The sequence below is a fragment of the Anaerovorax odorimutans DSM 5092 genome, from assembly GCF_000426305.1.
Lineage (GTDB): Bacteria > Bacillota > Clostridia > Peptostreptococcales > Anaerovoracaceae > Anaerovorax > Anaerovorax odorimutans.
This window is the reverse complement of record NZ_AUFC01000001.1, coordinates 121,288-136,629: the sequence shown is the minus strand read 5'-3', so window position 1 is coordinate 136,629 and position 15,342 is coordinate 121,288. Positions and strand designations below refer to the sequence as shown.

The window sequence follows — 15,342 nt, the reverse complement described above, 5'->3', positions numbered from 1 at the left end:
GTAATATGAGAAAATATATAAATCTAATCATTAATGATTTTGTAAAGAATTATGAATACCTTGAAAATATACAAACAAAATGGGGAAAACCCTTAGTTGGCTTTGCAGACGCTTATGAAAATTATATTCGCAGGTTAAAGGAAATCATAACCCCTAACCATAATTTGCCTGAAGATGTAATTCCTGATGCAAAGGTTATAATCGCTTATTATATACCGTTTACAAAAGAGCTTGCCCTAACAAACAAAACAGGTAACATACTAGCTTCAAAACAATGGGCACTTGCATATGAGGAAACAAATTCAATGTTTATAAAACTGAATGAACATCTAATTAAGAAGCTTAAAGAAAAAGGATATAATGCTTCCATAGCACAAGATTCCTTAACTTTTGATCAAAAAACCTTAAAAAGCAATTGGTCACAAAGACATTTTGCTTATGCCGCAGGTCTTGGAACATTCGGTTTAAACAACATGCTTATTACAAAGCAAGGGTGTTGTGGAAGATTTAGTTCCATTGTTACTAATCTTAATGTAGAAACAGATCATCCTATTAAAGAAGATTATTGTTTATACAAAAAGTATGGTACTTGTGGCATTTGTGTAAAAAATTGCCCAGTAAAAGCATTAAAAAAAGAAGGATATGATAGGCATTTATGCTATGGAGTATTACAAAAAAATGCTGAAATTTATACTGATTTTGGCAGCTCCTATGTTGATGAAACCGGAATAAATCCTAACAGTGTTGGTAGTGATGTATGCGGTAAATGTATAACTCAATCACCTTGCGCATTTTGGAATTTACGATAATCTCTTTATATTTACTAACTATATAATTTAATATTAATTTTATATTCTTATATCTCATTTTAGAAAATTTGATTACATTAAAAAATGGACTGAGCACGAATTCCTGTATCGTCGTACACAGTCCATTTATTATTTTCATTTCTATCAATTTATCTAAATATTTTCATCTTTAAGACCATCTATAATACTTTCTTTCTTTAATTTATTACTTGCATATAACATGGTAACACTAATAAATATAAAGACCGCAATAACAACAGACAAAATGCTATTCCACGGCAAGGAAAAATCATAAGTAAAATTTAATGCATAAGTTTTATATAAAATAATCATTAATAATACACTAATTGGTATACCATATAAAAGTGCTTTTAACCCGTAAAATATACTTTCATACCTAATCATCTTATTAAAACCTTTTGGTGTCATTCCTACAGATTTTAACATAGCAAACTCCCTCTTACGCAATGCAACACTAGTGGAAATGGTGTTAAAGATATTAGCTATACATATTGCAGTAATCAGTGTAATAAAACCATATACAAAAATGCCAAGAAGCAACATTACTTGATCTTCATTGTTTTTTTGCTGATAAACATTATAAACGTATAATTCGCCATATTTTAAATTATTTACGCTTTTCTGTGTTAAAGATTCTATATTTTCCTGCAGCAGTGCAGTATTATCACTATTTAAATATAATTGCCTTTGTAATTGAATGTTTTTCTCCTCATTAAAATTTTGATTTTGTAAAAATAATTTATTAAAAACTCCTTTTGAAACAATCAGATGACCTGTAGCTCCCTCAGATGCTGTTTGCACTCCTATAGGTAATTTATCAGTAAAATATTCCATATATAAAGAGCCTATTGTTTTTTCTTCTTCATTATTATCGTAATAGTAAACATCGAATTTATCCCCCTCTACCCCTTCTATAATATTCTTAGAGATAACTTTTCCTGCCCCCATATCTCTATATGTTACAGGTTGTATTACTATAGCATTCATTTTTTCTGTATCCATTAAGTCTTTATAATTCACACCAATCTCTTTTGAATAATCTCTTAAATATATATCATCTAGAGCATATATATAATATGACGGGTTTTGGCTACCTTGAGGTGACATGGAAAAAAACTTACTTGTGTCAGCACCTTTAGAAACTTGATCCATATTTAAAATTGCAGATGTAATTTGATCTAAATTTTTCGATTCTGAGCGTATAGAAACCATCATATCAAAGTTTATGTCTGATTGACTCATATCCATAGCTTGCTGCAATCCAGTTGCAAAATATGAAACACAGAGGAATAACACGATACTTATAACTAAAGAAAATATAGTGGCTCTGTATCGCCTTTTATTCCTTTTTAAATTTTTAAGTGCAATTTCTCCTTCTATACCAAAGATTTTTCTTGTAAGCTTAGAAGTTTTGACTGACTTTCGCGAAAGCTTAATATCTGATGTCTGCCTAATTGCATCAATAGGTGTAATTTTAGAAGCCCTAATTGCAGGAATATATGATGAAATCAAAATTGTAAAAATGGAAATCAAAACAGCACTGATAATAACAGTAGGTGATATTACTAATTTAAAATTTTCATCTAATGCCAATATACTCTGCATAATAGAATTAATAAATATAAAAGTAATACCAATTCCTAAAATTCCACATACTATACCAATTGGAATACTAATCGTACCAATAACTATACTCTCAAAGAAAACGGAATTTCTTTTTTGTTTTCTTGTAGCGCCTATACTTGAGAGCATCCCTAAATGCCTGGAACGTTCTGATACTGAAATGGCAAAGGCATTATAAATTAACGAAACAGATCCAAATACTATAATTACCATAACTATAATAGTCAATGTTTGCAGCATTTTTTTAACTTGATCATTGCCCTCTATACCATAATATCGTAAAAGATCACTATTAAAATAATATTCCGAAATACCTTCTTTTTGTGCAAATTCATTTCCTTCAGTAAGAATATTTGAGTTTATATTCTTTGAAACAATATAAGCATCAATAATTTCTGATTCAGATACAGCTTTTTCATCTAAATATGAAATAGCTGTATATCCAGGTGACCAGCCTGGCTCCCATTTTGGGCTTTCTACTATACCTACGATTTCATATTTCATTGTCTTTTCTAATACAAGTTTCTCTTTTGGATTTCCATTATCATCCCATTCAATATTATAGCTTTGATTTAGGATTGTTTCTTCATCAGATGTTAAATGTCTCTGTCCTATTTGTAAATTTAAAACTGAGCCTATTTTATAATTTTCATCAGTATTTTTTAATACACTATCTGATATAACAATTTCTCCTTCTTTTTTAGGAAGCCTTCCTTCTTTTAAAGTAATAGGAAAATTTTTAAAGCCGGTATCATTAAACTCTTTAATAAACAAATATGGTTTATTTTTATTCTTACTTCCTTTTAATGAAGCATAGCCTAAATCTTTGCTTACTGTTACCTCTTTATAATTATCATTTTGTAGAACTGCTTCCAATTGTCTTTTACTTATATCATTGTAAAACACATGCCAATTACCTGTATTAGCTATTGTCTCTCTTTTCATTAAATCTAAAAATGAAATGCTTAAAGTAGCAACCCCTGTTATCATTGCTACAGATATTATTACCCCTATAATAGTAATTATTGTACGCTTTTTATTAAGGCGTAAATGCCTTAATGTTAATTTATTCATAATATTCATTTAACTGTTACCTCATCTTTGGAAATTTTACCATCTTCTATAACAATAATCCTGTCTGCTTGAAGAGCAATTCTTTCGTCATGTGTTATAACAATTAATGTTTGTTTATAAGTTTTATTAAACATCTTTAAAAGATCAATAATTTCTATACTGTTTTTACTGTCTAAATTTCCTGTAGGTTCATCTGCTAAAATGATAGCAGGATTATTAATTAGAGCCCTTCCAATTGAAACCCTTTGTTGCTGACCCCCTGAAAGCTGGTTAGGCAAATGTTTTAGCCTCTTTTCTAATCCCAAAATTTTAATTATGTTTTCAAAATGTTGTTCATCAACTTTATGTCCATCCAGTAATAATGGTAAAGTAATATTTTCTTCTACACTTAATACAGGTATAAGATTATAAAATTGATATATTAAACCTATCTGCCTTCTTCTAAAAATAGCTAAATTTGTTTCATTTAAGTTATAAATATCCGTATCACTTACATAAACCTTACCGGAAGTTGGCTTGTCTACACCTCCAAGTAAATGTAAAAGTGTAGATTTTCCTGACCCCGAAGGACCAATAATTGCTACGAATTCACCTTTCTCCACTGAAAAAGAAACATCATCTAACGCTTTTACAGCAGTTTCACCTTTACCATATATTTTAGATAAATTTTTAATTTTTAATATTTCCATAAAATACCCCTTAAATTATTAAATTAAATGCTTTAACTAATTATAATTTAGTATAATCTAACTATCTGACAATCTAATGACTTTTTTTATTACAATTTTGTCACTTTAATTATTATAAAATTAATACAGTTTCATAAGATTCTAAAAAAAGTTCCTCTATTATGTAGACAAGTTTTCTTGTTACATTTAGGGGAACATATATTATATAGATTATACTGTATGCTTATAAAATTTAATAAAAAAAGAAGTTCCTTTTCTTTCTGTGCTTTCTGCAGTTATATCTCCGCTTTGTCTACCAACAATGCTTTTCGCCATGGCAAGGCCAATTCCAACACTATCCTTTCCTGCATTTTTACCTCTATAAAATCTTTTAAAAATACATGGTAAATCTTCTTTTGGTATTCCCCTGCCATTATCCTTAATAATTATTTCAGTATAAAGAGGATTATCTTGAAAATTTATTGATATATTTCCACCATCTTGAGTATTTTCTACACAATTTTTTAATATATTAATAACAGCTTCAGTAGACCAATCTAAATCTCCTATATAAGTTACATTAGGATCACCATAAACTGAAAGACTTTGTTTTTTAACTTCCATTGGAATTATAATAGAACTCTTTGCCTTGTTTATTAAATCTAAAACTCTTATATTTTCTTTTTTAAATACAGCCGTTCCTGAATCAATTTTAGATAATTTTAATAAAGATGACAGCAACCATTCCATACGTTCCAGTTGTGTCTGAATACATTTTGTAAATTCTATTCTCTTTTCAGCATCTAAGTCATCATTTCCAAGTAAATCTGCCATAATCATCATTGAAGTCAATGGTGTCTTTAACTGATGAGAAATATCAGCAATAACTTCTGCCAACCTTTTTTGATCCTTTTCATAAAGATTGCTTTTCTCAGAGAGCATTACCGTCACTTTATATATTTCATTTTTTAGAATACTTAGTTCTCCTTCTTTATTATCCCTTATATCTAAAGAATAATCACCACTGCTAATTCTGCGTAAATATGAGGACAATTTACTAATATCCCTATTAATATGTCTATTATTCTTAAAATAGAAAAAAATAAGAATAACTCCACAAATAAAGCAAGCTATTCCTACAATATTTATAATATTATAATTCATATTCAGCACCCAATTTGTAACCCATACCCCTAACAGTTTGTATAATCTTTGGGTTATGAGGTTCATCTTCCAACTTCTCTCTCAGCCTCTTTATATATACTGTCAAAGTATTATCATTAATAAAATCACCAGCCACGTCCCAAAGACTTTCTAAAAGCTGATTCCTTGAAAGTACTTGTTTAGGATTATTAAGAAAAATTAACAATAATCTATATTCCAATGCAGTAAGCATTATATCTTCACCATTTTTATATACTTTTGCCTCCATGGTATTTATTCTGATGCTACCGATTTTAATTATTGACTTACAATCTACGCCATTTTTATATCTTCTCATAATAGAATTGATCCGTGATATAAGTTCACGAATTCTAAATGGCTTTGTAATGTAATCATCTGCACCCATATCTAATCCCATAACCACATTCACTTCATCATCACATGCAGTCAAAAAAATTACAGGTAAATTATGCTTTTCCTTCGCCACTTTACAAAGTTCATAACCACTTCCATCAGGTAATGCCAAATCAAATATACATAAATTAAAAGTGTCTTCTTGTAAAGCTTTTTTTGTTTCCTTTATAGTTTCACATAAACATGTATTATATCCTTCTTGCTGAAGAGAATATTCTAGTCCTGCAGCAATTGTCTTGTCATCCTCCACTACCAATATATACATATTTCTATCCTTTCAATTCTACTTCCTTATTACTTATACACCATTTACTTATACCACATTCACTGCAATTTGGTTTTCTTGCATCACAACACTTCCTTCCATGCCATATAAGACAGTGATGCGTATTAGTCCATCTGTTTTCAGGTATAACCTTCATAAGTGCTAGCTCTGTTTTTAATACATCTTTTTCACATACTAAGCCAATACGGTTTGCTACTCTGAATACATGAGTATCAACTGCAATTCGTTGCTCTCCAAAGCCTACTGACAAAACAACATTTGCTGTCTTTCTCCCAACCCCCGGAAGTTCTATAAGTTCATCATAATTATCAGGCACTTGTCCATCATATTTTTCATGTATAATTTGGGATAATTTCAATAAATTTTTAGACTTTGTTTTATACATACCAATTCTCTTAATCATAGTCTGAATTTCTTCTTCTGTAAGGTTTGATATTTCATAAGCTCCCGGATATTTTTCAAATAGTTCTTTTGTTACTATATTTACACTTTTATCAGTTGTTTGAGCCGATAATACCACAGCTACCAAAAGCTGAAACATAGAGTTATAGTTTAATGCACATTCAGCATTAGGATACATCTCATCTAGCTTATCCAATACATTAATAATTTCTACCCTTGATAATATTGTCATTTGTATTTCCTTTTCTATTATTTTAATTTATTGTTAATTCTTATTATATCTTATATCAAGTTTCCGTAACCTGCAAACTGTTTTAACAAGATGTAAAAATGATCCAATAATATCTTTATGATATTTTCTGACCTGCGGGTCAGATTTTAGTTGACATATGCTAACTTATGTTATATCATTTAATAGTATATTTTCAATTATAAATCAGTTATTTAAAATATACATACATTATATATCCCCTACTTATGTAAAAAATATCTTATTACTTTTTATAATTATACACTAATTTTTAGGAGGACACATATTTTGAACAAACAAAGCAAAGAAAATGCCTTAGACGGCATACAACCAAATCTTCAAGAAGAAGTAAAAGAAGAAATAAATTTGAAAGAAGGAACAACTTTAAAAGAAGAAGAAACTGATTCAAAAATAAATAAACAAAAAAAAAGTAAGAAAAAGATGATTATTATAATAGTTTTAATTATCCTGTTTATTCTGCTTATAATTTTTAGATTTGTTTCATCAAGAGATAAAGAAACAGAAGATGTAATTCCTCCTGTAAATGTAAAAATTTCTACTGTACAGCTTCAATCACTAGCTACTACTACACCTCTTTCAGGAAGAATAAAACCTATTGAAGAAGTATCAATCATTCCTCTTACTTCTGGTCATGTTACAAAGGTTTATGTAGATTTGGGAGATAAAGTTTCAAAAGGGACATTACTATTTGAAATAGATAAAACTCCATTAATTGCTTCTCTGAATCAAGCTTTAGATGCTTATCAGAATGCACAAACTAATTTTGAAAGAATGAGTACATTATATAATGAGGGAGCGGTTTCCCTTCAAGAATATGAGCAGTCAAGAAGTAAATATATTTCTGCTCAGTCTTCATATACAACAATTAATGACAATGTCAATAATTGTACTGTAACATCTCCAATTGACGGATATGTTACTTCCATTGATGTTTCAACAGGTTCTATGGCATCTCAATCGATAGCCTGCGCAACTGTTGCAAATACTAATCAATTAGAAATAGAAACTAACGTATCTGAATACTTAATAAGCAAAATTAATATAGGTGATCCGGTAAATATTTATATTAAGTCTCTTTCAGAAGAACCGTATAAGGGTAATATAAAAGAAATTTCTCCGGCACCTGCCACTGGCAGTTTAACTTACCCAATTAATATTTCAATTGATAATTCAAGCAAAGAAATAAAAGCAGGAATGTTTGCGGAAATTGAAATTGTATCTGATGAAAAAGATAAAGTTCTTTGTGTACCATCTGATGCAGTTATTATTAGATCAAATGAATCACAAGTTGCAGTATTAAAAAAGGATGTTCCTGAATTTAAAACTGTAGTTACAGGTTTAGATAACGGTAAATTAGTAGAAATCAAATCAGGTTTAAAAGAAGGAGACACTATTATTATACAAGGCCAGAATTATATAACTCCTGGGGAACCTGTATCAATAATTGACTAAGGAGGGACAAAATGAATCTTTCAAATTTAGCAATTAAACGTCCTGTAGCCTCTATTATGCTTATGCTGATAGTTATATTAGTAGGTACAATATCTTTAATAGGTTTACCTCAAGATCTAATGCCTAAAATGGAACTTCCCATAGCATTGGTTATGGTAGACTATCCCAATGCATCACCTGAAGAAGTAGAAAACATGGTAACTAAGCCAATAGAGCAAGCTCTTGCATCTGTTGAAAACCTCGATACTTTGTATTCTATGACTTCTCAAGGTACAGCTATAGCTTTCATAAAATTTCAAAATAATACAGATATGAACTTTGCTACTTTAAATATGAGAGAAAAGATAGCAATGATTTCCGATTACCTGCCTGATGAGTGTAGTGATCCTATGGTACTTAAAATGGATATGAATGCAGCTCCTGTTGTACAGGTATATGTCTCTGGAGATATACCTTTATCTTCCCTTAACAATGAAATTGACGACAATATTTCATCATATTTCGAAAAAGCGGCAGGTGTTGCCTCTGTAAACGTTTATGGAGGTATTGAAAAAGAAATTTCACTTTCTTTTGATCAAGAAAAACTCATGGGCTACGGTTTATCATTGTCTAGTATAAGTCAAATTCTATCAGCAGAAAACATTAACAGACCTAGTGGTGATATAACAAAAGGTTCAAAAGAAATTATTGTAAGAACTATGGGAGAATTTGATTCTGTAGATGATATTAAAAATTTACCTGTTTCCTTGACAGACAGAAGTGTTATACATTTGCAAGATATTGCAAATATTGAAGATCGTTATAAGGAACAAGATTCAATAAGTCGAGTAGACGGACAATCTTCTATTGCAATTACAATAACAAAACAATCTGATGCAAATACAGTAGATGTTTCAGACGAAGTTCACAAACAAATAAAGAAATTAGAAAAAAAATATCCTGATTTAAATTTTGTAGTTGGTTTTGATCAAGCTGATTTCATTAAAAGTTCTATTTCTTCTGTATCACAATCAGCAATTACAGGCGCTATCTTAGCCGCTATTGTAATATTTTTGTTCCTTAAAAATATTAGCACAACTATGATTATATCTATATCTATCCCTACATCTATATTAGCGACTTTTGCATTAATGAAATTACGGGGTATGACATTGAATATGATCACTTTATGTGCACTGACTTTAGCTGTAGGTATGCTTGTGGATAATTCTGTTGTTGTATTAGAAAATATTTTCCGAATAAGACAGGAAACGGAAACTGCTGAAGAAGCAGCAATACTTGGAAGCAAAGAAATTATTATTGCCGTTACAGCATCAACCTTAACTAGTATTGTTGTTTATTTGCCCATTGCATTAAGTAATGGTATTTCGGCTTTAATGTTCAGAGATTTCTGTTATACCATAATTATAGCTCTGATAGCATCACTTATAGTCTCTTTGACTGTTGTCCCTATGCTTTGTTCCAGAGTACTTACAAAGGGTTTTCATACAGACTATATAAGGTTAGGAAAATTTCACTATAGATTTAAATTAGTTCCTTACTTTAGCAAATTAATTAACTGGATCACATTGGAATATGAAGCATTTATTCGCAAATCTTTGATGATAAGAAAAAGAATTATTGCAATCTGTATAGTCATTTTTATCGTTTCTTGTTCTCTCTTAGGAGTTGTTGGTATGGAATTGCTTCCTGCCACGGATGAAGGTACTTTTAAAGTAACTGTTGACTGCCCTTATGGAACATCTCTTGCAGATAAAGATAAAATTATTACGGAATTGGAAACTTACATACTTTCAATACCAGAACTTAAACATTGTACTGTAGATATAGGGAATACTGATTTTTTAACAACAGGGAGTGTTAACGAGTCATCATTAAGTGTGACTCTTGTAAATAAACAAGACAGAAAACGTAGTACAGCTCAAGTTGTAAAAGATGTAAAAAAACATTTTTCAAACTTTGTTGGTGCAGATATTGACGTTAGTGAATCATCTTCCATATCCAGCATGTCCGGAGGAGCAGATATGGAATTAACTATTAAAGGCAAAGAACTTGATAAAATGGAGAAAATAGGTGAAGATTTAAGTAAAATAATTTCTAAAATTGATGGTGTATCTGATACAGATGTAGAATTAAAAGAAGGTAATCCTGAAGTCAAAGTTATTTTAAACAGAGATACTGCTGCATACTATGGTGTAACAGCTTATCAGATGGCAAATACCTTATCATCTTCCCTTGCAGGAACTACATCTACAAAACTAAAAGTATCAGGAGAAGAAACAGAAATAAATCTTTATCTTGAAAATAAGTTTGGTGATTCATTTGATAATATGAAACAAATTATGATTACTACAAATACAGGTCAGGTCGTTCCTGTAGGACAAATTGCAGAATTTGAGTTTGATAACTCTCCTAATGTTATTTATCGTGAAAATCAGCAAAGATATACCACACTATCAATTGATGTTGACGGAAGAGATTTAGGCTCCGTATCTAAAGATGTGCTTGCTAAAGTTGATGAATATCAATTCCCTGAAGGATATTCATATGACACGGGTGGTCAGCAAGAAGAAATGGTAGAAGCCTTCGGTCAATTATTACTGGCTCTCGTAGCTGCCGTTTTACTTGTATATTTCCTATTGGCTGCTCAGTTTGAAGCTTTAATCTTACCTTTAATAGTTATGATGTCAATTCCATTTGCAATGTCGGGGGCATTTATAGCGTTATTTATTTGTGGTAAATCTTTGTCTATGACATCATTTATTGGATTAATAATGCTTATTGGTATAGTTGTAAATAATTCCATACTACTAATAGAATTTATTAAACAGCACAAAAAGACTATGGATAGAAATGAAGCTATTGTTCAAGCCGGAAAACTTCGTTTAAGACCAATACTTATGACTTCTTTAACAACATGTGTAGGAATGGTTCCAATGTCACTTGGTATCGGAGATGGCGGTGAAGTACTATCCCCTATGGGAATTTCCATAATTGGAGGACTTATTGCATCTACACTTGTTACATTAATCTTAATTCCTGTACTATACGCTGTAGTAGATGATAAACAAACAAAACGAAAAAATAAAAAACTGATGAAAAAAGAAAGAATTTATATGCAAGAACAAAAATGGCTTGAGGAGGAACAATCCCATGGAAGAGCGTAAGGAAGCAAAGGGAGACTTAATTTTAGAATCAGCCTATAGGCTTTTTATGGATAAAGGATATATAAATACAAAAATAATAGATATTGCAAATGAATGTGGAATAGGCAAAGGAACTGTATATGAATATTTTTCCAGTAAAGAATCCTTATTTTGCGAAATATTTAAAAAAAAGTTTGTAGCTAAATATATGGAAATAGACAATATTATTAACGATAGTATGACATGTTCCGAAAAACTAGAAGTAGTTATTAACTTTGATATTGAAAATGCTAACCTAACCGGCAACAATAAAAATATTCTGCACTATATAATGATGAAGTCAGATTTAATCAACAATCAAGAATTAATAACTTCTATGAATGAATTAAAAAATTTTAAACTTAATTTAATTCATAAAATTATTAAGGAAGGCATAGATAAAGGTGAATTTGTTGAAGTAGATCCATTAATGGCAGCTGTTTCCATAATCGGTGCTACTCACTTTTATATAAGCTTTGGATATGATTTAAAAAGCCCCCCCGAAAATTTAGAAAAAATAAAAAAAAATCCCTGGGATATTCAAGAGTTTCTAAAATTGATTTTTTATGGTTTAAAAAAATAAATATCTTATTACAAAAACGAGAGTTTATACATTATATAGACTCTCGTTTTTGTATATAAAAACTTTACGTTAAACGTATTATATCTTTGAATAAAAAATTTCTTATTTTTTAAATTTCAAAATAAATATCCAATAATTTTTAAAGTTTGTATATTTATAAAGTTTACAAGAAATACTATAAATAAATTTATAAACTCCTAGATATTGATTTTCTTTAAATTCTGACTATATTTCAAAAAGTATTTTCTATTTTGCAAATTCGCTATTTTAAAAATTTTCTAATTATTTAGAAAAAAACTAGTTACATTTCTATTTTTATGTAGTATAATATGCCTGTAATGATCTTTAACTTGTTATTTTTTTAATTTGGAGGTGTTTAAATGTCAAATTACACACAAAAAGAACGGAATGGTCTATATGAATTAACAGATTCCGCTCGTGCAGAATTGGCGTCATCAAAATATTATAATGAAGATTTAGCGCCAACCAGTTTATCTCAAAGAACTTGGACTACTTACCATATTACATCATTATGGATAGGAATGTCAGTCTGTATTCCATCCTTTACAATGGCATCATCGTTAGTAGTTTTAGGTTTATCACCATGGTTAGCAGTATTTAATGTAGCAATAGGTAATATTCTAATATTAATACCAATTCAATTAAACTCTCATGCAGGTACAAAATATGGTATACCATTCCCTGTATTTGCAAGATTAACCTTTGGTTCTATAGGTGCTCATATTCCATCTTTATCCAGAGCATTAACTGCCTGTGGATGGAATGCTATTCAATCTTGGATTGGTGGTGCAGCGATTGTTACTCTTATAGCTTCCATTATTCCTGCTTTTAATGACATGCCGTCTGCTCCATTTATCGGATTTGGTATTTTCTTACTTATTGTATGGTTTATCACAGTTAAAGGCTCAGAAAGTATTAAATACTTACAAGCTGTGGGTGCTCCTATACTTGTTATTTTAACAATTGCATTATTTATTTGGTCTATAATGCTTGCTGCAAACTCAGGATACTCAATTGGAGATGTAATACAAGCAAAAACCGATATGTCTATAGTAAATTCCAAAGGTGGAATGCTCTACATCTTCCTTGGAGGATTAACTGCAAATATATCTTTCTGGGCAACAATGGCTCTTAATATTCCTGACTTTTCAAGATATGCAAAATCACAAAAAGCACAATTTCAAGGTCAAATATACGGAATGCCTATTATGATGGCAGCTTGTGCTTTTATAGGTGCTTTCTTTGCTCAATCTACAAAACTTGCACTTGGAACTGCAATATTTAATCCAACTGAAGTATTACCGCTTATCAATAATTCATTTATTGCATTTATAGTATCAGTTGGTGTAATTATTGCTACACTTACTACAAATATTGCAGCAAATGTAGTTGCTCCTGCCAATGGTTTTTCTAATATTTCACCTAAGAGGATTAATTATCAACTAGGTGTAACTATTTCCTGTATTTTGGCAATAGCATACAGACCTTGGTGGATATTCGGCGGCGCAGGTTCTTATATTTTTGGATGGTTAAATACCTACGGTGGAATTTTAGCACCAATAGCTGCTATATTTATTGCAGACTACTATATTGTTAAAAAGAGAAATATTGACGTTATGGCATTATACCACGGTCAAAACGGCAGATATTGGTATCAAGGTGGCTGGAATATTAAAGCTATAATCGCTTGGATTTGCGGATTTATCCTTCCAACACTTGGAAGCCTTGGAGTTGATTCTTTAAAATGGGTATCAGCTAATGGATATTTTGTTGGTTTCTTTATTGGTTTAATTGTATATGTAATACTGATGAAAAATGAAACTACTTCATTCATAAGTAATGAAGAAGAAGAAGCAATGACTGAAAGATAAATATTTAAATATTTATAAATTTAACAGAGCCCTTGTTTTTCAAGGGCTTCTGCTTATATCTTACATTAAATTGCATAAAATATAATAATTAAGAAGGAGGTATTTTATATGGATTTATTAATTAAAAACGGTACTATTGTTACTGCAGATTCCACGATTAAAGCTGACATTGCCGTTACAGACGGAAAGATTATGGCAATTGGACAAAACATCAAAGCTGAAAATAACACTGAGGTTGTTGATGCAAATGGTAAACTGGTTCTACCTGGTGCCATAGATGCACATACACATTTAGCAATGCCTTTTGGAGGAACAATTTCTTCTGATGATTATGAAGCTGGCACACGTGCTGCTGCTTGTGGCGGAACTACAACAGTATTTGATTTTGTACTTCAAGATTTTGGAGAAAATTTAGTAGATGCTGTTAAAAGACGTCAAGCAATTTGCGATCCTCAAGCTGTAGTTGATTACGCTTTCCATACCGGAATTAAAGATGTATCAGGCAACTTGATAGATGGTATTGCTGAATCCGTTGAATATGGAGTCCCAAGTTTTAAAGTATTTATGGTTTATGACTTTGGTGTAACTGATGGTACATTTTATAAAGTATTACAAAAATCAAAAGAATATGGTGCTTTAATTGAAGTTCATGCTGAAAATAATGAAATGGTCAACATGTTCACAAAGCAATTTTTAGAAGAAGGAAAAACTTCTGCTTGGTATCATTATATGAGTCGTCCTGAATTTGTTGAGGCAGAAGCTGATGTTAGAGCTATTCAATGGGCAAAAAGCTTAAATGCACCTCTGTACATTGTACATCTAGCTAATGCGCAAGGTATGGCAGCTGTTACCAAAGCACGAGATGAAGGCTATCCTATATTTGCCGAAACTTGCCCACAATACTTATATTTCACAAACGAAGTGTATAAAAGAGAAGACGGAAGGAACTTTGTTTGCTCACCTCCAATGAAAGGACAAGAAAGTCAGGATGCCCTTTGGGAAGGTATAAAAAGAGGTGATATTACTACTGTTGCTACAGATCACTGCCCTTTCCAATCATATGAAAAAGATTGGGGTAAAGATGATTTTAGTAAAATCCCAAATGGATGCGCCGGAATTGAAAATATGTATCCATATATGCTAAGTGAAGCAAATAAAGGAAGAATTTCATTTAACAAGGTTGTTGAACTATGTTCAACAAATGTTGCTAAAATTTTCGGCTGTGCACCGCAAAAAGGTATGTTAGTACCTGGTGCTGATGCTGATATTGTTATATATGATCCTGATAAAGAATTTACGATTACTCAAGATGCAATGCATTCTAACAGCGATCATACAATTTGGGAAGGTGCTAAGTTAAATGGTTATCCTATTGCTACATACAGCAGAGGTAATCTAGTATACAAAGATGGTGAATTCCTTGGTAAAAAGGGATCTGGGAAATTTGTAAAATGCAAACCAATTAAGTTAACAAGTCCAAGTCTTTAATAAATAAAAA

The 15,342-nt window shown here is 30.7% G+C and carries 11 protein-coding genes; 6 read left to right on the top strand and 5 right to left on the bottom strand.

What is annotated here, in order from left to right; all coding sequences use genetic code 11:
* Positions 1–5 precede the first annotated feature (5 nt).
* A complete protein-coding gene (locus K292_RS0100595) occupies positions 6–809 on the top strand; it encodes an epoxyqueuosine reductase (protein ID WP_027398211.1) in 804 nt (267 codons plus the stop codon).
* 153 nt (positions 810–962) lie between these two features.
* On the opposite strand, the gene K292_RS0100590 is transcribed toward K292_RS0100595, so the two are convergent.
* The 5 genes from K292_RS0100590 to nth form a co-directional block, all read right to left on the bottom strand.
* Positions 963–3,536 carry an FtsX-like permease family protein gene (locus K292_RS0100590; RefSeq protein WP_027398210.1) on the bottom strand — a complete coding sequence of 858 codons (2,574 nt, stop codon included), beginning with the start codon at positions 3,534–3,536 and terminating at the stop codon, positions 963–965.
* Positions 3,533–4,216, bottom strand: coding sequence for an ABC transporter ATP-binding protein (locus tag K292_RS0100585; RefSeq protein ID WP_027398209.1), 684 nt, complete (start codon positions 4,214–4,216; stop codon positions 3,533–3,535). The genes K292_RS0100590 and K292_RS0100585 overlap by 4 nt, the downstream gene beginning before the upstream one ends.
* Before the next feature lie 210 nt (positions 4,217–4,426).
* Positions 4,427–5,359: a HAMP domain-containing sensor histidine kinase gene (locus K292_RS0100580; protein WP_245570809.1), complete on the bottom strand. Its 933-nt coding sequence runs from the start codon at positions 5,357–5,359 to the stop codon at positions 4,427–4,429.
* Positions 5,349–6,038: a response regulator transcription factor gene (locus K292_RS0100575; RefSeq protein WP_027398207.1), complete on the bottom strand. Its 690-nt coding sequence runs from the start codon at positions 6,036–6,038 to the stop codon at positions 5,349–5,351. The genes K292_RS0100580 and K292_RS0100575 overlap by 11 nt, the downstream gene beginning before the upstream one ends.
* A 4-nt stretch (positions 6,039–6,042) precedes the next feature.
* On the bottom strand, positions 6,043–6,693 hold the full coding sequence (gene nth / locus K292_RS0100570) for an endonuclease III (protein ID WP_027398206.1): 651 nt from the start codon (positions 6,691–6,693) through the stop codon (positions 6,043–6,045).
* A gap of 306 nt (positions 6,694–6,999) precedes the next feature.
* Between nth and K292_RS0100565 the strand changes: the two genes are divergently transcribed.
* The 5 genes from K292_RS0100565 to hydA all read left to right on the top strand — a co-directional run bounded on the left by K292_RS0100565 (position 7,000) and on the right by hydA (position 15,332).
* Positions 7,000–8,184: an efflux RND transporter periplasmic adaptor subunit gene (locus tag K292_RS0100565; protein ID WP_027398205.1), complete on the top strand. Its 1,185-nt coding sequence runs from the start codon at positions 7,000–7,002 to the stop codon at positions 8,182–8,184.
* 11 nt (positions 8,185–8,195) lie between these two features.
* A complete protein-coding gene (locus K292_RS0100560) occupies positions 8,196–11,351 on the top strand; it encodes an efflux RND transporter permease subunit (RefSeq protein ID WP_027398204.1) in 3,156 nt (1,051 codons plus the stop codon).
* Positions 11,338–11,952, top strand: coding sequence for a TetR/AcrR family transcriptional regulator (locus K292_RS0100555; protein WP_027398203.1), 615 nt, complete (start codon positions 11,338–11,340; stop codon positions 11,950–11,952). The genes K292_RS0100560 and K292_RS0100555 overlap by 14 nt, the downstream gene beginning before the upstream one ends.
* 380 nt (positions 11,953–12,332) lie before the next feature.
* The gene (locus tag K292_RS0100550) at positions 12,333–13,844 is read left to right on the top strand and encodes an NCS1 family nucleobase:cation symporter-1 (protein ID WP_027398202.1); all 1,512 of its coding nucleotides are present in this window, start codon (positions 12,333–12,335) and stop codon (positions 13,842–13,844) included.
* Between the two features lie 108 nt (positions 13,845–13,952).
* Positions 13,953–15,332, top strand: a complete 1,380-nt coding sequence (gene hydA / locus K292_RS0100545) for a dihydropyrimidinase (protein ID WP_027398201.1) — start codon at positions 13,953–13,955, stop codon at positions 15,330–15,332.
* The last annotated feature ends 10 nt before the right edge of the window (positions 15,333–15,342 follow it).